At 66.8% G+C, this 17,609-nt stretch carries 22 protein-coding genes and 1 tRNA gene; 13 read left to right on the top strand and 10 right to left on the bottom strand.

Translation table 11 applies throughout. The features are described 5' to 3' along the window. Positions 1-54 precede the first annotated feature (54 nt). From HW837_RS34200 to HW837_RS34180, 5 genes are all read right to left on the bottom strand, one after another. The gene (locus HW837_RS34200) at positions 55-696 is read right to left on the bottom strand and encodes an IclR family transcriptional regulator (protein WP_013003228.1); all 642 of its coding nucleotides are present in this window, start codon (positions 694-696) and stop codon (positions 55-57) included. A 440-nt stretch (positions 697-1,136) separates the two neighbouring features. Next, positions 1,137-2,933 (bottom strand): DEAD/DEAH box helicase, encoded by a 1,797-nt coding sequence (locus HW837_RS34195; RefSeq protein ID WP_045560675.1) that lies wholly within the window; start codon positions 2,931-2,933, stop codon positions 1,137-1,139. Between the two features lie 160 nt (positions 2,934-3,093). After that, on the bottom strand, positions 3,094-3,489 hold the full coding sequence (locus HW837_RS34190; RefSeq protein WP_045560676.1) for a type II toxin-antitoxin system death-on-curing family toxin: 396 nt from the start codon (positions 3,487-3,489) through the stop codon (positions 3,094-3,096). After that, on the bottom strand, positions 3,486-3,686 hold the full coding sequence (locus HW837_RS34185) for a hypothetical protein (protein WP_045560677.1): 201 nt from the start codon (positions 3,684-3,686) through the stop codon (positions 3,486-3,488). Before HW837_RS34185 ends, HW837_RS34190 begins: the two co-directional genes overlap by 4 nt. 22 nt (positions 3,687-3,708) lie before the next feature. Then, a complete protein-coding gene (locus tag HW837_RS34180) occupies positions 3,709-5,277 on the bottom strand; it encodes an MFS transporter (protein WP_193381144.1) in 1,569 nt (522 codons plus the stop codon). Between the two features lie 234 nt (positions 5,278-5,511). Here HW837_RS34180 and HW837_RS34175 point away from each other — a divergent pair. Both HW837_RS34175 and HW837_RS34170 read left to right on the top strand, forming a co-directional pair. After that, a tRNA-Cys gene (locus tag HW837_RS34175) sits at positions 5,512-5,583 on the top strand. A 128-nt stretch (positions 5,584-5,711) separates the two neighbouring features. Further along, positions 5,712-6,842, top strand: coding sequence for a tyrosine-type recombinase/integrase (locus HW837_RS34170; protein WP_193383559.1), 1,131 nt, complete (start codon positions 5,712-5,714; stop codon positions 6,840-6,842). A gap of 98 nt (positions 6,843-6,940) precedes the next feature. Here HW837_RS34170 and HW837_RS49025 read toward each other — a convergent pair whose 3' ends face one another. The 3 genes from HW837_RS49025 to HW837_RS34155 form a co-directional block, all read right to left on the bottom strand. After that, complete coding sequence (locus HW837_RS49025) at positions 6,941-8,164, bottom strand: helix-turn-helix domain-containing protein (protein WP_193383558.1); 1,224 nt, start codon at positions 8,162-8,164, stop codon at positions 6,941-6,943. A gap of 91 nt (positions 8,165-8,255) precedes the next feature. Continuing rightward, positions 8,256-8,486 (bottom strand): GntR family transcriptional regulator, encoded by a 231-nt coding sequence (locus HW837_RS34160; RefSeq protein ID WP_193383557.1) that lies wholly within the window; start codon positions 8,484-8,486, stop codon positions 8,256-8,258. Positions 8,487-8,785: 299 nt separating this feature from the next. Then, complete coding sequence (locus HW837_RS34155) at positions 8,786-8,959, bottom strand: hypothetical protein (protein WP_193383556.1); 174 nt, start codon at positions 8,957-8,959, stop codon at positions 8,786-8,788. Positions 8,960-8,970: 11 nt separating this feature from the next. Here HW837_RS34155 and HW837_RS34150 point away from each other — a divergent pair, with 11 nt between their 5' ends. The 3 genes from HW837_RS34150 (at position 8,971) to HW837_RS34140 (ending at position 9,931) form a co-directional block, all read left to right on the top strand. Then, positions 8,971-9,198, top strand: coding sequence for a hypothetical protein (locus HW837_RS34150; RefSeq protein WP_193383555.1), 228 nt, complete (start codon positions 8,971-8,973; stop codon positions 9,196-9,198). Further along, a complete protein-coding gene (locus tag HW837_RS34145) occupies positions 9,195-9,467 on the top strand; it encodes a DUF7848 domain-containing protein (protein ID WP_193383554.1) in 273 nt (90 codons plus the stop codon). Before HW837_RS34150 ends, HW837_RS34145 begins: the two co-directional genes overlap by 4 nt. Before the next feature lie 188 nt (positions 9,468-9,655). Continuing rightward, entirely contained in the window at positions 9,656-9,931 is a 276-nt protein-coding gene (locus HW837_RS34140) for a hypothetical protein (RefSeq protein WP_193383553.1), read from the top strand. A 233-nt stretch (positions 9,932-10,164) separates the two neighbouring features. Here the strand turns inward: HW837_RS34140 and HW837_RS34135 are convergent, their stop codons facing one another. Next, positions 10,165-10,638, bottom strand: a complete 474-nt coding sequence (locus HW837_RS34135) for a hypothetical protein (RefSeq protein WP_193383552.1) — start codon at positions 10,636-10,638, stop codon at positions 10,165-10,167. Positions 10,639-10,789: 151 nt separating this feature from the next. Here HW837_RS34135 and HW837_RS34130 point away from each other — a divergent pair, with 151 nt between their 5' ends. From HW837_RS34130 to HW837_RS34105, 6 genes are all read left to right on the top strand, one after another. Continuing rightward, positions 10,790-11,197, top strand: coding sequence for a hypothetical protein (locus tag HW837_RS34130; RefSeq protein ID WP_193383551.1), 408 nt, complete (start codon positions 10,790-10,792; stop codon positions 11,195-11,197). Between the two features lie 136 nt (positions 11,198-11,333). Continuing rightward, positions 11,334-11,603: a hypothetical protein gene (locus tag HW837_RS34125; protein ID WP_193383550.1), complete on the top strand. Its 270-nt coding sequence runs from the start codon at positions 11,334-11,336 to the stop codon at positions 11,601-11,603. 5 nt (positions 11,604-11,608) lie between these two features. Next, the gene (locus tag HW837_RS34120; RefSeq protein WP_193383549.1) at positions 11,609-12,181 is read left to right on the top strand and encodes a hypothetical protein; all 573 of its coding nucleotides are present in this window, start codon (positions 11,609-11,611) and stop codon (positions 12,179-12,181) included. Positions 12,182-12,249: 68 nt separating this feature from the next. Next, positions 12,250-12,459: a hypothetical protein gene (locus tag HW837_RS34115; protein WP_193383548.1), complete on the top strand. Its 210-nt coding sequence runs from the start codon at positions 12,250-12,252 to the stop codon at positions 12,457-12,459. Positions 12,460-12,518: 59 nt separating this feature from the next. Continuing rightward, positions 12,519-12,692, top strand: coding sequence for a hypothetical protein (locus HW837_RS34110; protein WP_193383547.1), 174 nt, complete (start codon positions 12,519-12,521; stop codon positions 12,690-12,692). Between the two features lie 246 nt (positions 12,693-12,938). Continuing rightward, a complete protein-coding gene (locus HW837_RS34105) occupies positions 12,939-13,625 on the top strand; it encodes a hypothetical protein (RefSeq protein ID WP_193383546.1) in 687 nt (228 codons plus the stop codon). A 149-nt stretch (positions 13,626-13,774) separates the two neighbouring features. On the opposite strand, the gene HW837_RS34100 is transcribed toward HW837_RS34105, so the two are convergent. Continuing rightward, entirely contained in the window at positions 13,775-13,990 is a 216-nt protein-coding gene (locus HW837_RS34100) for a hypothetical protein (protein WP_193383545.1), read from the bottom strand. A gap of 571 nt (positions 13,991-14,561) precedes the next feature. On the opposite strand from HW837_RS34100, the gene HW837_RS34095 reads away from it, so the two are divergent. Together HW837_RS34095 and HW837_RS34090 are read left to right on the top strand one after the other, a co-directional pair. Next, complete coding sequence (locus tag HW837_RS34095) at positions 14,562-14,729, top strand: hypothetical protein (RefSeq protein WP_193383544.1); 168 nt, start codon at positions 14,562-14,564, stop codon at positions 14,727-14,729. A gap of 548 nt (positions 14,730-15,277) precedes the next feature. Then, entirely contained in the window at positions 15,278-17,311 is a 2,034-nt protein-coding gene (locus HW837_RS34090) for an AAA family ATPase (protein ID WP_193383543.1), read from the top strand. The last annotated feature ends 298 nt before the right edge of the window (positions 17,312-17,609 follow it).

The raw sequence follows: 17,609 nt of genomic DNA, 5'->3' as shown, positions 1-17,609 counted from the left end.
GAGGGGGTGTCACCGAAGAACGTCTCACCGCGGGGAATCTCGCCCAAGGGCAGGTCACCGAAGCGCGTCGGCGACCTCCCGTGCCGCGTCCATCACCCGCGGCCCCACCCTCTCCGGCACCGCGTCGGCCAGCATCACCACGCCCACGCTGCCCTCGACGCCCGTCACCCCGAGCAGCGGCGCGGCGGCCCCGCTCGCCCCCGCCTCCAGCTCGCCGTGCGTGAGCGTGTATCCCGGCCAGTCCCCCGGCTGCTGCCGCCCCGACAGGATGGCCCGACCCGCGGCGCCCCGGTCGAGCGAGTGCCGGAACCCGGCGCGGTACGCCACGTGGTAGTCCGTCCACGTCGGCTCGACGACGGCGACGGCCAGCGCCTCGGTGCCGTCGACGAGCGTGAGATGGGCGGTCGCCCCTATGTCCTCGGCCAGCGATCGCAGCGCGGGCAGCGCGGCCTCCCGTACCAACGGATGCACCTGCCGCCCCAGACGCAGCACCCCCAGCCCCACCCGGGCACGTCCGCCCAGGTCACGACGGACGAGGGAGTGCTGCTCCAGGGTGGCGAGCAGGCGGTAGACAACGGTCCGGTTGACCCCGAGCTTGTTGGACAGTTCGGTGACGGTCAGCCCGTGGTCGGTGTCGGCGAGCAGCTTGAGGACACGCAGTCCCCGATCAAGCGTCTGAGAGGTCTCCGCGGTCACGACGCCCACTCCTTCTTGGTGAGGGCGGCGACCTCTGTCACGGCTGATGCGTCACCGGTCCCGTTCGGCGACGCGCTACAGAGGCCGCCGATCGGCTGAACCCGGACGATCCGGGCGGAGTCGCTTCACGGCTGCGCTCCGCGGCGGCGCTGCCACGGGGCGTGTGCGTAGCGGGACAGTAGACGAGCGGGTTCGCTGAGCGGAAGACTCCGTCCAGAATCCGGGCAGTGACCGGTACGGACTACTTCGCTTTGTCGCGAAATGTACGGGCGCACCGCGCACGCCGAGCCCCGGAGCGCGCGCTGCGCGCGAAGACCCAAAGGCGCCCCGGAGCGCGGCCGCCCGTGGCGCGCTCGGAGGCTCGACGGCACGCTCGGAGGCTCGTTGGCACGCTCGGAGGCTCGACGGCACGCCGGTTTCCCGAAGCGCGCGCCCCGGAGTCACTTCATCCGGGTCGCCCACTCCTGCACCTTGGCGATCCGCTGGCGCAGTTGCCCCGCCGTGGCCTCGGCGCTCGGCGGTCCGCCGCACACCCGCCGTACCTCGGTGTGGATGACCCCGTGCGGCTTGCCGCTCTGGTGGGAGTACGCGCCGACCATGCCGTTGAGCTGTTTCCGCAGCTCCAGCAGTTCCTTGTGGGTGACCACGGGCCGCCGGTCGGCCGGCAGCTCCACCAGGTCGGCCTCGGCGTCGGGCTTCTTGCGGCTGTGCGCGATCTGCCGCGCCTGCCGCTTCTGGAGCAGCAACTGCACCTGGTCCGGCTCCAGCAGACCCGGGATGCCGAGGTAGTCCTGCTCCTCCTCGCTGCCGGGATGGGCCTGCATGCCGAACTCGGCGCCGTTGTACATGACCCGGTCGAACACGGCGTCGGACTCGAGCGCCTCGAACGGCAGCATGTCCTGCTCGCCGGTGTCCTCGTCCTGCTCCCGCTCCGCCTCCGCGAGGAGCTTCTCCTCCTCGGCGTACGGGTCCTCCTCGCCCGCCTTCTTCGGCTTGTCGAGGGCGTGGTCCCGCTCGACCTCCATCTCGTTGGCGAAGGTGAGCAGGTCGGGCACGGTCGGCAGGAACACGGACGCGGTCTCGCCACGCCGCCGGGACCGTACGAACCGTCCGACGGCCTGGGCGAAGAACAGCGGCGTGGAGATGGTGGTGGCGTAGACCCCGACGGCGAGGCGGGGCACGTCGACGCCCTCGGACACCATCCGCACCGCGACCATCCACCGGTCGGTGCTGCCGGCGAACTCGTCGATACGGTCCGAGGCACCGGAATCGTCGGACAGGACGACCGTGGCGCTGGTCCCCGTGATCTCCCGGATCAGCTTGGCGTAGGCGCGGGCGGAGTCCTGGTCGGTGGCGATGACGAGGGCGCCGGCGTCCGGGATGCCCTTACGGACCTCGGTGAGCCGCTGGTCGGCGGCGCGCAGCACGCTCGGCATCCACTCGCCGCGCGGATCGAGCGCCGTACGCCAGGCCTGGCTGACCGCGTCCTTGGTCATGGGCTCGCCGAGGCGCGCGGCGATCTCGTCGCCCGCCTTGGTCCGCCAGCGCATGTTGCCGCTGTAGGAGAGGAAGATGACGGGCCGCACGACGTTGTCGGCGAGCGCGTTGCCGTAGCCGTAGGTGTAGTCGGCGGACGACCGCCGGATGCCGTCCGCCCCCTCCTCGTACGTCACGAAGGGGATGGGGTTGGTGTCGGACCGGAAGGGCGTACCGGTGAGCGCGAGCCGGCGGGTGGCGGGCTCGAACGCCTCCAGACAGGCCTCGCCCCAGGACTTGCTGTCACCGGCGTGGTGGATCTCGTCGAGGATGACGAGCGTCTTGCGCTGCTCGCTGCGGTTGCGGTGCAGCATGGGCCGCACGCCCACACCGGCATAGGTGACCGCGACGCCGTCGTACTCCTTGCTGAGCGGGCCCGCGCTGTACTCCGGGTCCAGCTTGATCCCTATCCGCGCCGCGGCCTCCGCCCACTGCTTCTTCAGGTGCTCGGTGGGCGCCACGACCGTCACCTGCTGCACGACGTGGTGGTGCAGCAGCCAGGACGCGAGCGTCAGCGCGAAGGTCGTCTTGCCGGCGCCCGGGGTCGCGACCGCGAGGAAGTCCCGCGGCTGCTCCTGGATGTACTTCTCCATCGCCCCCTGCTGCCAGGCACGCAGCTTGCTGGCGGTGCCCCAGGGGGCGCGGCCGGGGAAGGCGGGCGAGAGGTGGTGGGACGAGGAGGAGGTGGCGGTGGTAGTCACGGTCTCCGGTCTGGGGGTCGAGCGGCTCGGCGGGTAGCCCCGGGCGACTCGCGCAGCGACTCGGACACCACGGCTACGTATGACAACCGGGCCACCCTACCGGCGCCCGGACCGTGTCCACGCGCGTACGACACCCCCTCCTCCGGCGATGGGATCCACCTCACAACCCCCGCAACCGCTCGGCGATCGCACCGACCTCGCTCTCCTCACCGGACGCGACATCGATGACCAGGTCGTACGCCCGGTCCTGGTCCACCGCCCCGAGGTCCACCCCGTTGACCGCCAGAAAGGTGGCCGCCGCGAGCCAGGCCGTCCGCTTGTTGCCGTCCACGAGCGGGTGGTTGGTGGCCAGGGCGTGAAGCAGGGCGGCGGCCTGCTCGTAGCGGTCGGTGTAGGCCGGAGTGCCGAACATCCGGGCACGCGAACGGTGCACGGCGGATTCCAGCAGCCCCGCCTCCCGCGTCTCGGGCTTCCGCCCGCCGAAGGCGATCTCGGCGATGGCCGTCACATCGGCGACGGTCAGATGACGGCTCGTGTCTCGCACCTGCGCGCTCATTCCCCCAGCCTCCGCAGCAACTCGGCATGCCGCGCGGCGAGCCGCTCGGCCACCGCCCGCACGCTGACACCCTCCGCCCGCAAGAACATCTCGACGGCGTCCTCGGCCACCTCCTCGGGCCGCCGCCCGAGCGCATCGGCGAGGTCGGCGAGCGCACGACGGCGCTCGGGGTCGAGGTGGAGCGTGATCTCGGTCATGGAGCGAGGCTAGGGGGAGCAATCACCCGACAACCACCGGTTTACGCAACCGCGTGGTCACCCAGGCCCCCACCAACGCCACCCCCGCCATCGGCAGGAACACCGCGACGAAGGCCGCCGGGTGGGAGGCGGTGCCGGCGGCCGTGGTGGCCGTGTGGCCGACCGCGCCGCCACCCAGCGCGGCGAAGGCGGCGCCGCCCGCCGCGAGGAGCAGCGCGTTGGTGAGACCGTCGGAGATCTGGAGCGCGGCGGAGTTGGTCCCCGCCTCCTCGGGCGCGGACAGCTGGAGCAGCAGCACGCTGGTGGAGGAGATCACCAGCCCCATCCCGAAGCACCCGAAGGCCCAGGCGACGGCCACGATCCACACCGGGACGGAGTCCACCAGCACCCCCGGCAGCGTGGTGATCGCCGCCGCGACCAGCACCATCCCCACCGTCATCAGCCGCTCCCGGTACGGCTCCACCCGCGCCCGCGCCTGCACCCACGATCCCAGCGCCCAGGTCCCCCCGCCGGCAGCCAGCGAGAACCCGGCGAGCGTCGGCGACAACCCCCGCTGGGTCACCAGCATCAGCGGCACGAACGACTCGGCCGCCACGAACGAGCCCGCCGCGACGCCGCGCAGCAGCACCACCGACGGCAGCCCCCGCACCGCCCGGTACGTCCCCCGCGGCAACAGTCCCAGCACGGCCGGCACCAACAGCCCGGCGCCCGCGACCGCCGGCACCAGGGACCACCACGACAGATCCTGAGCCGCGTACTGCAGCAGCCCGGCCCCGAGGGAGATCCCGAAGGCGAGTCGAATACGGCGGCGGTCGAAGGAGGGGGCCGGGGCGGAAGCGGAGGACGGGGGCGGGGACGAGGAGGAGGGCGAGGCCGAAGCCGAGGACGAGGACGGGGACGGGGGCGAGGGCGAAGCCGAAGACGGGGACGAGGGCGAGGGCGTCACCGGTCCGGATGCCCTCCGTCGTATCTGCGGCAGGGCCAGCGCCAGCGGCAGTACGACGAGCGCCGGAATACCCAGGAACACCCAGCGCCAGCCCAGTTGTTCGGTCACCGCGCCCGAGGCGAGGGGGCCGACCACGGAGGGGACGACCCAGCTCGCCGCGAAGGCCGCCATGATCGAGGGCCGCAGCCGCTCCGGGTACGCGCGCCCGACCACGACGTACAGCGCGACGATCACCAGCCCGCCGCCGAGCCCCTGCACGGCCCGGCCGAGGACGAAGAGCCACATCGCGCCGGCCGTCCCCGACAGCACCAGCCCGGCCGCGAAGGCACCGATGCCCGCCGTCAACGCCCCGAGCGGCCCCCGCCGGTCCGCCCACTGCCCCGCCAGCACCATGCCGAACAGGCTCGTCGTGAAGTACGCCGAGAACGCGAAGCCGTACACCGAGATCCCGTCCAGCTCCCGCGCCGCGACGGGCATGGCCGTGCCGACCGCCATGGCCTCGAAGGCGATCAGCAGCACGACGGAGACGATCCCGATACTGAGCCCCCGGTAGGAACGGCTCAGCACACTGTCCTCACCGTCGGCGACCGACGTCGGGGCGGGGCTCTGCGTGACACCCGCGCCACGCGGTTCGGAATCGACCATGCGAGCCAGCGTAAGGGGCACGACTGACTTTCGCCCCTGTCCAAAGCCCCCCAGCCTCCAGGACCTTGGTCGTAAGACCGGCCCGCCCTGCCCCCTGCACCCCTCATTCATGAACGGCGTATGGCAGTCCCGTTGCAGCACCCCCACCGCCCTTGAGCCCCCCACCCGCCCCCGCCTACGGTCGACACATCGAGTCCGGAGCACCAGCCCCCACCGGGGCCCACACTCCGACCCGGCCGTGTGCCCGAGTGGTTCAGGGACTCGCCTGCAAAGCGAATTACGCGGGTTCGATTCCCGCCACGGCCTCTGATACGTGGTCTGAGCTGCGTAAACGCGGAACAGACAGTGCCGCCCGGCTCTGTGACTCCTAGTCGTCATGGAGCCGGGTAAGTCGCTTGACGCTCTGGCTCCTCGAACCGAGGGAGCCATAGACCATGGCCGAGGCAGTACAGAAGGGTGCGCGCAAGAGCGCGCTACGCGCTCCTAGGAGAGTCGCCGAGAGCGCGACAGACACAGACACTCGTGCGCACTCTGCCGCGTCCGTACGTGCGCTCACGTCGCCCGAGGACGTCAGGGCAGCGCTCATCGCTGAGCTTGACTTGCACCTGTCGACCACGACGAACAAGCACGGTCGCCCCTTCCAGCGGAAGACGATCAATGCCTACGTGAACGCGGGCAAGGCACTCTCTGCCTGGATCGGAGCATCGCAGCACGTCAACGCGGTGGGTGTGGAAGTCACCTCGTTCACCGACGTGGATGTCTCGACAGCCAACGCGTTCTTCCGCTGGTGGTACCAGACCAAGGACGTGCCCAAGAGCCAGGACGGGAAAGGCGGATACACGGGCGGGGTCAACACGACACAGCGGAACCTCCGCGCGCTGTTCGTCTACCTCTCCGAGGAGTACGACCACCCGAACCCGTACGACGACCCGAAGTTCCACAAGTACGCGGCTCCGCAGCTCGGCAAGCCAAAGACCCTGTCCGAGGAGTTCATCCAGGACACGCTGGATATCACCGCATGGGGACCAGGGCGAAAGGACTTCGAGACCACGCGGGACCACGCGCTTCTCCGTGTGCTGACTGAGGGCCTGCGCGCAGAGGAGATCCTGAACATCCGCGTCCAGGACCTGGATCTCCAGGGAGCGGTTCTCGTCGTCGTCCCGCTCAAGATGGACCGCAACAGCATCGATGGCCGGGTCATTCCGCTACAGCCGTCCACGGTCAAGGCGCTCCAGCGGTACCTACGTCTCCGCACCACACACAAGCGGCACGCTGAGCCGTGGCTCTGGCTCGGCCTCAACAACCGCCCACGGCTCGGTTACTCGGGTCTGTGGAACATGACCAAGCGGGTGGCAGAGCGAGCCGGGTACGACTCGGCCGAGGTGTCGCCGCACTGCTGGTGCCACTCGTGGGCGGATGACCTGAAAGCCAGGGGCGTATCCGGCGAGCACATCATGGCCATCCGAGGGTGGAAGAGCCCGGCCATGCTGCGCAGGTACGGGGCCGACATGGCCAGTCAGCGCGCGGTCAACACCATGCACAACCTGGGCGACCGCTACTCCTGACCGTCGCTCGCCGTTCAACCGTCACCCACGGTAGACGGCCGGCTGAGCGCTGAGTGACGACGGTGGGTGTGGTGCATCTCCGTTCCACACCCACCGTGTCAGGCTGCGTGGTCGGCCAGCAGTGCCGCGACCTCTGGCACGTCCGCGTACTCCTGGAGCCTGGCCAGTACGACGCGGACCCGTTCGGCTGTGCGCTCCGAGGCCACGTCTGCCGCTATGCGGATCACGCGCTCGGCCACGGCCGCCGCTTCCTCTGGCTCGTTCGCATCCGCCAGCGCGATAGCGAGCCAGGACAGGTACAGGGCCATCTCTCGTGTGTGCGTGGCGTCGTAACCCGAGAGCACATCACGGAGCAGCGGCACCGCTCGCAGCGGCCTACGGAGCTCCGTATAGACGCGTGACTCCATTACCTGGAGTTCGCCCGCGTCCACCCAGTACAGGTAATCGGGCGGCTCGTCGGCACCTTCCGCGTCCTCACCCTGGCTCAGCGCTTCTCCGGCCTCGCCCAGCGCGCGCATGGCGGCACGTGCGTTCTCCGTCCCGCCCGCTTGTGTGTGCGCCCACGCGACGCGGTCCCAGTACAGGGCGCGAGCCTTACCCGGCGCATCGTCTCCCGCGTCGTGGAGCGCAGCCTGAGCCAGCGTCAGGCCCTCGTCTGTCCGACCCGTGTTGCTCATCTGGTAGGCGAGCGAGCCAGCCAGGTTCCCGGCAAGCGTCATGTCCTCGGCCTGCTTGGCTGCGCTCAGACCGAGACGATAGATCCGCTCGGCTTCCTCGTGCCGTCCGGCGTCGGATGCGATCCATCCGGCGATCTGTGCCAGCTCTCCGATCTGGACCAGAAGCGCGCGGCCGACCTCTTCCGTGTGCGTGTTCTCGCGGTACAGGCGGACGGTCTTCCGCAGCTCTCGCAGCGCCGGACCGATGAGGTCACCACCCGCTAGAACGTCGTCGGCGAGGCGTAGCCCGTGGACGCGCTTCTGTAGGTCGAGCACTTCTCCCACACCCACCCGCCGAGGTGAGCGCACCGTAAGCAGACTGAGTGGGTCACCCTCGGGAAGGAAGTCATCCAGCGTCGGCATAGACGGTTGGGTGTGGGACTCGCCATCCCCTTCCAGCAGGCGAGCCGCCAGCGCGACCACTTCGCCGTCCGCACCGAGTAAGCGGTCCAGGCTCTCGGCCAGCTCCATGGACGGCAGTTGCTTGCCAGCGAGGACCCGCGACAGAAACGCGTGGTCGTAGTTCATCAACCGCGAGGCAGCACGGATCGATAGCCGCCGTTCCTGTAGCGCGGCTCTCACGCGCTGCCCGAACTCCCCGCTCATGGTGCCAGCGTAGACAGTCACCGGGCAGTCAACACCCAGTCACCGGAAGTGAGTGCTCCGGGCTTTCAGACTCGAACCATGACCGCCGCGCCTACTCGTCATCCTTCACGAACGAGCCTTGCCCGAGCACGGTGTAGAGGCGTCCTTCCTCACGGAGAGCGGCCACGGCCTTCTGCACTGTGGACGGGGCTACGTCCATCTCGGCGGCCAACTCATTCACGGCGGGGAACCGAGAGCCCTTCTCGTACTGGCCAGCGTCGAGACGGCGGCGCAGTTCCGCCGCGACCTGGGGCCATACGGGCTTGCTGCGGTCAAGATCCATGTTTCTCAGCGTCCGCGAATGCGCGAGATCACGCGACCGCGTATACGCGAATGCGCGTATGCTCGATAGCGCAGGACCTTGACAGCACCCATAGCACCGCCCAAACGGAAGACCCCCGCGACTGCGCGAACAGTCCGGGGGCGTGGCCGATCACCCAAGGAGTGACCGACGTGAGAACTCTACTGGCCCTCATCCTCTCGTGGCTCATGCCATCGACCGGCAAGCGCCGCGCTACCTCACCCGAGCCGACACCGCACTCTCCCGCGGATTCGCCGACACGACGGCTGACCATCACGCGCTCAGCGGTGGGTGTGGATCTTCCCCGCTCCCCTCGTCCGCCCGCGTATCTGCGAGGCGAGGACACCCCGCTCATCCGCCCGTACCTCGTCGCGTACGAGCGAGAGCAGGAACGGCGACGGCAGCGGGACCGGCGCACAGCCGCCACCCTGGCAACCCTCGGCATCGACTTCCATGGAGCGGCGGTATGACTGACGCCGAACTCCCCGCGCCGGGCGCTCTGGTGCGAGACACAGCCAGAGACCGCATCGGCGAGTTCATGGGCAAGCAAGGTCCCTACTTCATGCTCCGCCCGCTGGGCGGTGGTCGTGAGTGGGAGGTGTCCCCTGGTTACGCGGAGCCGCTGAGCCCGGAAGAAGTGTTGTCCGTGAAGGTCAAGCAAGCCAACGCACAGAGCACTGGAGCTGTCCTGTGACCCGAGCCGTGTACCGCTTCGTAGACCACACGATCCGCCACGCTCCCGAAGGCGGGTACACGTTCGAGGTCTTCTGTACGGCCTTTGAGTGCGGCCAGGAGTCAGGCCCGCAGGGCAAGCAGGACGACGCCCAGGACTGGGCGCTACGGCACACGGCCAAGACGGGGCACGACCTGTTCCGCCGCGTCGTCACCGACCACGCGAGGGTGACGCGAGCCGACCAGGAAGAGCACGAACGCCCGGCCGTCGAGACAGACGGCACGGACTAGCAACACCGCACGACAGGGCGGGTGTGGGACGTCTCCGTGTTCCACACCCGCCTGGGTCATCGACACGACGAGGAGCCATGAGCCAGGATCACGATTCACCACGGAGTCCAGCCGAGACCCTACGGACGGCACTCGTCGATTTCCTAGCTTCGCCGTGTCAGCAAGACACGACGAACCAGGGAGACGAGATGACCCGCCAGCACTTCGACCACAGCAACTGCGCCCACGAGAAGACGAAGGCCGGGCGTGCAGCGTGCAGAAAGACCATGCGCGCCGAGGCACTGGGCGAGACCGCCGCGAAGGCGCCGACGGCAGGGACCGCGAAGGCTCCCGCGAAGAAGACCGCGACGGCCGCTGCCGCTCCGACTGCGAAGAAGTCGCCCACCCGAGCGACCCCCGCGAAGAAGACAACGCCCGCTCCTGCGAAGGCTGTCGAGCCGAAGGCCGACGACGCCGCGAAGTAGCCCAGCCCCAGCAGAGAAGCCCCTGACTCACCACGAGTCGGGGGCTTTTCGGCGTGCTCGCCGGCACTCACTGACCAGCCAGAATGACGGAAAGCTCTGTGCGCGCGTCTGGCGAGATCGGTTAGCGAGTGCGTGTCTTCTGTCGCTCGCGCTGTGCTGGGAGCCGAGAGACGCGATTCTGTCGCCCTAACGCACAAGAGAGCGCGTGACGTTCGCTCGCATACGCGAGACGACTAAGCGGCGAGAGCCTTTCTGACTGGTGTGGTACGTCCATGCTGGATCGGGTCGCACGCCAGGCACGCACGAAAGCCACGTCTGTCTATCCGCGTGTTCTCAGCGTTGAACGCGTGGCCTCGTAGGCAGTGCGTCTTGGACTCGTTCTGATTCCCGTGATAACCGCCCGGATGCCTGCCCTTGGCTGCCTTGTCGCGGTTGTTGTCGAGAGCGTCACCGATGAACCAGTGACGCGGGTTCTGGCAGTAAGTCACGTCGCAGGTGTGGCAGACAAAGAGATCCGGCTCTAGCTCCTCGCCGATGATCCGTTCCGCGAACCACCGATGAGCGCGGACCTTCTTTCCGCCGACCTGAAAGACTCCGTACCCCTTCTCGGTGCGATGACCTTTCCAGGGCCAGCACGCATTGGGCCCGCCCGAGATATCGACGTTATCCACGAAGCGGGTATAGGCATCCACGTATCGATTGCTCATGAATCCACGATATCCGCGATATTGCGGTTTCCCCGCGTCGCGCGCCATATACATCACCTTGACATCGATGTCAATTCTCTGTCACTCTCGAATAGCCAAACGAGGTATATCACTTGGGCGGCACTTGAAATTCAGGAGGGAGGAAATGGCAATGACAAAGTCCGTGCAGAAAGTAGAGACCAGGGCAGAGCGGGATGCCCGACTCGACCGAGAGGCCGAGGAAGTATTCCAGCTCAAGTACCAGGGATACACGGACGTCCAGATCAGGCGAGAAAAAGGCATTACGCGAGACGCCCTCACACGCCGCCTGGAGCGTGCTCGTAGGAATCTCGGAGAGTCCACGAGCAACGAGGTTCGGACGAACCTCGAACGCAGCCTGGACGACGTCATCAAGCGCACGTACGAACTCCTGGATGAGGCCGAGACGGTGAGCGAGAAGGCGCAACTCCTCCGCGTCATCACCGACACGGCCGCGAAGAAGGCTCGCCTTCTGGGGGTGGAAGCCCCGAGCAAGCTGGTGCACTCGATGGAGCAGGAATGGGGCGACAGTGCCCCTTAAGGTTCTGAGTGCTGCCGAGCGCAAGGTATCCCGCAATACCGTGGATTACTGCCGAACTCACGGGCCCGGCTGTAAAAAGCATCGCTATCCTCACCCTGAGATCTGGGGACATAATCTCGATAGTAGGCGTTGGTTCATGACGCCCGACGAATCCCTAGACGTGGAACTCACCTTCACGGCAGACCTACTCGCCATCATGGGAAAGATGCCCCGAGATGAGTTCCTGGCTCAGCCGTGCAAGGTCGAGCAAATGCCCCGCGTCGAATATCGGAAGACGTTCGACAGGTCCCCGGAAAGGGACAAGGGGCTGGAGGAAATGATCCGCAAGGGTCGGAGCCAGCAGGCGCGGCAAGACGTGCCCGACGCATTCCGTGCCACACCAGCCGCTTTCGAGGAAGAGGAGTAGGGACCATGGCCGACAAGGTCACTCAGCAACTGTGGGAGCGGCTCAAGGCGGGAACGTCTCCGAGCCGGTTCGAGACCCCGGAGCCGAAGGGCGACGCCACGACGCGTGAGATCCAGCGTCAGATGCGCGGCGACACGGATTACAGCAGCATCCACGAGGCCAACGCCAAGGGCCGCGAGGAGCACGAGCGCGACGTCCGCCGCCGTACCCGTGCGCTCGCCAATCAGGGTGTGCCGCACCCGGAGGCGACGGCCCGCGCACAGATCCAGCGCGAAGCCCGCGAGAGCGCGGAGCGCGACCGTCGGCAGCAGGTGTTCGAGGCCATGAGCCAGTCGTCGGAGCGTGAGCGCGAGCGGGCGAAGTGGGAGCAGCGAGCCAACCGGCCGGTGCGTCCCGACGGTGCCCCCGAGCCGGGCACGCCCTACGTCTCGCCGGATGGCCAGACCGCGCGGCGTGACCGCGTCTCGGAACGTCTCATGGCCCAGGCCAACGGGACGGTCTGGAACCTCTACCAGCAGGAGGAGGCCGACAACCAGTTGGTCTCCGAACTGCAAGCCATCACCGGCGCGCACCGCTAGCCCGCTCGCCGGCCGTTTGCACCACGCACCTATCAGCCAGCAAACCGACGCCTGAGGAGGCAAAGCTAATGGCTGCCATCGAACTCGACACCACCGAGCTGGAGACCGTCATCGAGGCGGGCATCCGTGACCGCTCGGTCGCCCTGGATCTCCTGAACCTGCTCCGCACCGCGAACGGCAAGGAGTCGCTTCCCGACCGCTCGCACGCGACCACCCACGGACCCGACGTGACCCGCCCGGCGCTGGCCGGTATCCAGGCCGCTCTGGGCGCGTCGTGAAGGTCCGCGAGGCTCGGGAGAAGGTACTCAGCACCCTCCACGCTCAGAGCCCGTACGGGATGGCGTACGGGAGCGCCTTCGAGGCGCTTCCCGACCTCTCCTTCAGTGCCCGCCATCGGCTTCTCGGCCGGATGCTCGACCGTGGCGAGATCGAGGTCGACAGGGTGTACCGCTGCCTGATCCTCCCCGGCCAGCCCGTGGACTCTCACCGTCTGTACCGAGCGCGGGCCTGACACACAGACCGGCTGGTGTGGGAGAGGCCCCGGGGGGTTTGGCCTACCCTCCTTCACCCCGCGCGGGGAGTTGTCCACTCTCCCACACCAGCCTTTCAACTCCCGGTCCCTGATTGTCGTCGGCCAGCCGGGACGACTCGGGTCGTGAAGGGTGCCGAGTCACGAGGCTGGGTGTGGCAGTTCCCTCGATGGCTGCCACACCCAGCCTCTTCACGTATCCGAATCCGCGGGAGGGGTGCACTGGTCATGAGCGACTTCCAGTATTGGTGCACTCGGTCCAAGGTTCGCCAGTTCATCCGCGAGACGTTCGAGGACGTGGAGGAGTACGGCATCAACCTGGGTCCGACGCAGGATCAGGTGGCGGCCGAGTTCTTCGATGGTGACCTCCACCAGGCGCTCGCTGCCCTACGCGACTTGGAACGGCTCGGTGACGCCCGACGGGTCGTGAGTTTCGGCGAGTACCGCTGGATTCCCGCCGAGGTCCCAAGGCCAGCCAAGTCATCGACTCGGACCAGGAAGGTCAAGGCTCACACCGAGCTGACAAGGCGCATCCTCGAATACGTCACGGATGAGTTCAACGAGGGCGCGGCCGGTAACCGCCACTACCTGCCCAGCACTCACGACGTGGCCAAGGCGTGCGTCCGTGGCGGCGGGGATGCCGACTCATGCCGTCGGGCCTTGAAGCACCTCCACCGCCTGATGGAGTCGGGCGAGATCATCCAGGTGAAGGACGAGGACGTCAGCGCTTGGTCTTGGCACTGCGCCTTCTGGGCCCTGCCCGACTCCGGCATTGAGGCCAGCGAAGCCACGCCCGAGATCGTGCCGGTCAATAGGTTCGGCTTCACCGACGAGGAATGGGCCGCTATGAAGCCGTGGCAGCGGAACGCTATCCGTTCAATCGAGATGGCAGAGATGGCGCCGTCTTCTTGGTGAGCCCCGAGCTAGCGGAATCGCTCTGCGCGCTTCTCGGGCGCTCTCTCGTCTCGCCGACACAGAGAGACACACAAGATGTGAGAGACGCCGAGACGCGCGCTCAGCGCCGTTTGGGGCACATAGAGCGCGCGTCACTCAGCGCGTGAGCGTCAGACACGCGAGACGGCTACCTCAACAACCGTGTACGCCGCCTTCCCCATGACACCGCTCACGTCCACAGTGAGGTGGACAGAACCCACCTTTGCAGCCTGGTACATCCGCTCCGCCTCCTCTGGGTTCACCTCGCCCAAGGCTTCCTGGATGCGCTCCTGGATCTGCGGGTGATCGCTCGGGATGAACTCGGGGATCTCACTCTGGTCGGTCATGTTCCACACCGCCCTTTCTCGCGTCGTGTTCGCCGTCGAGCGACGCTATCGGCGTACGTGCGGGCTTATTTCAACCCGTGACCCTCCGTGGTCGCGTGGTTCACCGGTTCGATTCGTATGGTCCCTCCTACACCCAGCCACCAAGCGGAGGAGCAGCCATGAGCCCGCGCATTGCCGACCCGACCGATAACCCGTTTCTCGACCTCATGGACTGGCGAGAGCGCCGAAGCGCTGAGAGCGCGTTTGGACGTCTCTCTGTCGCCGCGAACAGAGTTCGTCACGCGCTGCCTGTCTGGCGCCTCACGCGTCGATTCTGAGCGCCTAACGCATACGCACGCGCGCTCTCGTCACTCTCGCGTCGCGCGCTCTCACGAGAAGCCCCGTACTGAATTCCGGTGCGGGGCTTTTCTGTGCGCGGACCGATCAGTAAAGAGTTCGCAAAGCATTCTAGCCATACCGGCACGTAGGAACTTGCCGGTGATAGCCCGCAAGAGCAGCATTGATCTTGTCAGAACCGGCGAAAAACCTGGGAGAGGTAATGCCCGCTCAGATGTATCCGTGGGAAAAGTGGATGAACGGGGAACTCCACATCCTCCAGCACGGAAAGAACTTCAACAAGGACCCGCAGGACTTCGCCAAGTCGGCCCGCAAGTACGCCCGCCGATACGGCAAGAAGGCCGCCGTGCGCAGCATCGGCGACAAGATCTTCCTCCAGTTCTTCGAGGTCGAGGACAAGTAATCACCCATCGGGAACCGAGGGAAGAACGGGAAAGATGAACCATGTCTACGCTTACGCGGCTCAAGGTCTATCGCCGCCACCACTGCGAGCGGCAACACCAGTCGTTCATGACCTTCGCCAAATGCGTATGGCCGAGCGCTCTCTACGTCTGGTGCCGTCACGAGGAGGGCACGGAGACGCCCTACGCGCTGGTCATTCGGTGCGTGAAGCGGCACGAGACCTGGGCCCCTCCGCGTGTCCGTCTGTGGGCGACTCAGGAAGCGGCCGAACTCCAAGCAACCGCGTATTGCGGCGGCGGATGCTACTACGCCCACGAGGTCATCCGACTGGAGATGGAATGAGAAAAGCCCCCGTGTGGCGACAGGGGCTTTCTCTCGAAACGGCGCAACCAGGAAAGGAAAGGAAGCGGAATGCAGAGTAACACTGCCGCATTCTTCGAGGCAATTTGTGGCTCTCACTTGCCCACTATCACGTTCATCTCCAGCCCAAATAGGGACGCTCGCGGCAGCATCATTCCCAGCGTCCACGACCGGGTTAAGCCCAAGCCCATGTACGTGAAGCACCTTCTCCGTCACGCGGCCAAGGGCTCCACGGAACTCTTCTTCGCCCCCGCCCCGATGAGAGGTGGCGGGATGCCGAGCGAGGCAGACGCAATGGACGCGGCCGTCATTTGGGCCGACGTGGACCAGGAGTTCACCGAGGAACAGTGGGCGCTCATCGAGCGGCTGGACGCCACGGTGAACGAGTCGGGGGGTGTGGGACGTCACCACGTGTTCGTCCCGCTCGATGTGCCACACCCCCCGCACGTCATCAAGGAGTTGAACCAGGTTCTCCGCGTCGCGCTCGACGGCGACAGCAAGCAGAGTCCCGCGTCCTTCCTCCGGGTGCCTGGCTCGTGGAATCGCAAGGCTGATCCGGTGCTCTGTCGCACTGTGCGTCTGTCGTCGTCTCGTCAGACGCTCCCGAGCATCGCTCAGGCGCTCCGTACGGGCGGTGAGAGCGTCGGTGCTCAGTCTCGTGTCAGCGGCGAGCGCGAGACGCCGACAGGAGCGCTCAGCGCGTTGACGCTGCCCGAGATGCCCGAGGGCTTCGACTACTGGGCGCGCGACCTGACCTCTCAGCGGATGCGCAAGGTTGTCCGCGAGTGGAACCAGCGGTTCACCGACGGCCGCAACATCCAGCGGCACAAGGCCACTATGGCCATCGTCAAGGACGCGATCCGCTACGGGCTGACCGTCGATGAGGCGTACGGGTTCGCCATGGAGTGCTCGCCTCTCCTCGACAAGCAGGAGGAAGAGAACGGCTACTCCATCGCGAAGGACGTAGCGCGTACGTGGCGGCGTGAGGCGGCGTCTGCCACACCCAGCCGTGCGGTGACTGAGGCCGCCGCGAGCGAAAGCGCCGGCGTGCGAGACGAACCGGCCGTGACCAGCGCGGATGACGACGACTCCCTGATCGGGGAAGTGGTTGATGGTGGGGACGCCTTCGAGGAGCGCGTAGCGGAAGAGCTGGAGCGCCTGCGTATCCGTGAGGAGGCGCAGCGTCGGCACCGCGCCAGGGAGCGAGGGGAAGCGAAGATCCCCGACATCCTGGTCGGCGGTGACTTCCTCGCTCGTGAGCTTCCCGCCGAGCGGCACCGCATCGCCGACCTGTGGCCGATTGACGGGCGGATCATGTTCAACGCCAAGGATAAGGCGGGGAAGACCACGACGCGGAACAACTTGATCCGCTCTCTGTGCGATGGCTCGCCGTTCCTCGGCCAGTTCGCCATGAAGGTGCCCGAGGGTCGCATCATCATCGTGGATAACGAGCTGTCCGCAACGATGGGCCAGGAGTGGCTACAGGCTCAGGGCATCCTCAACCCGGACAAGTTCGCCGTGGTTCATCTGCGGGGCTTGATGGGCTCGTTCGATATCAGAGACAAGGCCGTCCGCAAGGAATGGGCGGAGCGATTCAAGCGCGCGGGCAGTGAGGACGGAATCATCATCCTGGACTGTCTTTACCCGCTCATGCTGAGCCTGGCCCTCGATATGAACACCCAGGCGGGTTATGTGCTGGAAGCATTCGACAGCCTCTTGGACGAGAGCGGCACCAAAGAGGGCACGATCATTCACCACATGGGCCACCAAAACGAACGGGCCGTTGGTGACTCGCGTCTCGGCGGCTGGCCGGACGCTACGTGGAACCTCACGCTCAAGAAGGCCGACGACCGCACCAGCCCGCGACTTCTGAGCGCGTACGGACGCGGCGTGAGTCTGGGTAAGACAGAGCTTGTCTACGACCCTGCCACGCACCACCTGACGACGGCGGCTGTAGACCTCGGTCTGACCGGTGAAGGCGACATGGGCGGTGATGGTGCTGGGGGCGACGGCAGCGGCAGGCAGCCGCTCACCGCTGCGGAGAAGCGGGCATGGGAAGTCATCCAGGCTGTGCCACGACCGACGAGTAAGCACCGGCTGTTTGTGGCCTCGGGACTGGACAAGACCAAGCGCGGCAGCTTCAACCGCAGCGTGGACAACGTGATCAAAAAGGGATACGCGGAAATGGACGACTCCGGAATGGTGAGTCCCGTGTCGGCGTGAACGATGTCTCATCTCGTGACCGTGCGGAAGTCTCGCTCAATCATGTCTCGGAGACATGTCTCTATGTCTCATCGAGACAGCGTTTCCGCACGTCACGGGATGTCCCAATGATGTCTCATCGTGTCTCTTCCGATCAATGTCTCAATGTCTCAGCGCGCTATAAGAGCGCGCGACAAAGAGACATGCTGCTGAGACAAACGCATGGGACTACAGCCCGCATATTCGCCGAGAGAGTGAGCGGGAGAGTCGAGAGCAGACGGAACAGACGGAACAGACGGAATTGAAAGGCTGGTGTGGG

Source organism: Streptomyces caniscabiei (assembly GCF_014930365.1).
Lineage (GTDB): Bacteria > Actinomycetota > Actinomycetes > Streptomycetales > Streptomycetaceae > Streptomyces > Streptomyces caniscabiei.
Note: the sequence above shows the minus strand (reverse complement) of the source record. Positions and strands in the feature narration are given on the sequence as shown.

Bases quoted from the DNA above. Each gene is read 5' to 3' on its own strand.
- HW837_RS34120 (WP_193383549.1), top strand. From the start codon at position 11,609: ATGGCCGACAAGGTCACTCAGCAACTGTGGGAGCGGCTCAAGGCGGGA.
- HW837_RS34170 (WP_193383559.1), top strand. From the start codon at position 5,712: ATGGCCGAGGCAGTACAGAAGGGTGCGCGCAAGAGCGCGCTACGCGCT.
- HW837_RS34135 (WP_193383552.1), bottom strand. From the start codon at position 10,638: ATGAGCAATCGATACGTGGATGCCTATACCCGCTTCGTGGATAACGTC.
- HW837_RS34110 (WP_193383547.1), top strand. From the start codon at position 12,519: ATGGCGTACGGGAGCGCCTTCGAGGCGCTTCCCGACCTCTCCTTCAGT.
- HW837_RS34090 (WP_193383543.1), top strand. From the start codon at position 15,278: ATGTACGTGAAGCACCTTCTCCGTCACGCGGCCAAGGGCTCCACGGAA.
- HW837_RS34150 (WP_193383555.1), top strand. From the start codon at position 8,971: ATGACTGACGCCGAACTCCCCGCGCCGGGCGCTCTGGTGCGAGACACA.
- HW837_RS34115 (WP_193383548.1), top strand. From the start codon at position 12,250: ATGGCTGCCATCGAACTCGACACCACCGAGCTGGAGACCGTCATCGAG.
- HW837_RS34155 (WP_193383556.1), bottom strand. From the start codon at position 8,959: ATGGAAGTCGATGCCGAGGGTTGCCAGGGTGGCGGCTGTGCGCCGGTC.
- HW837_RS34185 (WP_045560677.1), bottom strand. From the start codon at position 3,686: ATGACCGAGATCACGCTCCACCTCGACCCCGAGCGCCGTCGTGCGCTC.
- HW837_RS34130 (WP_193383551.1), top strand. From the start codon at position 10,790: ATGACAAAGTCCGTGCAGAAAGTAGAGACCAGGGCAGAGCGGGATGCC.
- HW837_RS34125 (WP_193383550.1), top strand. From the start codon at position 11,334: ATGACGCCCGACGAATCCCTAGACGTGGAACTCACCTTCACGGCAGAC.
- HW837_RS34160 (WP_193383557.1), bottom strand. From the start codon at position 8,486: ATGGATCTTGACCGCAGCAAGCCCGTATGGCCCCAGGTCGCGGCGGAA.
- HW837_RS34095 (WP_193383544.1), top strand. From the start codon at position 14,562: ATGAACGGGGAACTCCACATCCTCCAGCACGGAAAGAACTTCAACAAG.
- HW837_RS34190 (WP_045560676.1), bottom strand. From the start codon at position 3,489: ATGAGCGCGCAGGTGCGAGACACGAGCCGTCATCTGACCGTCGCCGAT.
- HW837_RS49025 (WP_193383558.1), bottom strand. From the start codon at position 8,164: ATGAGCGGGGAGTTCGGGCAGCGCGTGAGAGCCGCGCTACAGGAACGG.
- HW837_RS34140 (WP_193383553.1), top strand. From the start codon at position 9,656: ATGACCCGCCAGCACTTCGACCACAGCAACTGCGCCCACGAGAAGACG.
- HW837_RS34105 (WP_193383546.1), top strand. From the start codon at position 12,939: ATGAGCGACTTCCAGTATTGGTGCACTCGGTCCAAGGTTCGCCAGTTC.
- HW837_RS34100 (WP_193383545.1), bottom strand. From the start codon at position 13,990: ATGACCGACCAGAGTGAGATCCCCGAGTTCATCCCGAGCGATCACCCG.
- HW837_RS34180 (WP_193381144.1), bottom strand. From the start codon at position 5,277: ATGGTCGATTCCGAACCGCGTGGCGCGGGTGTCACGCAGAGCCCCGCC.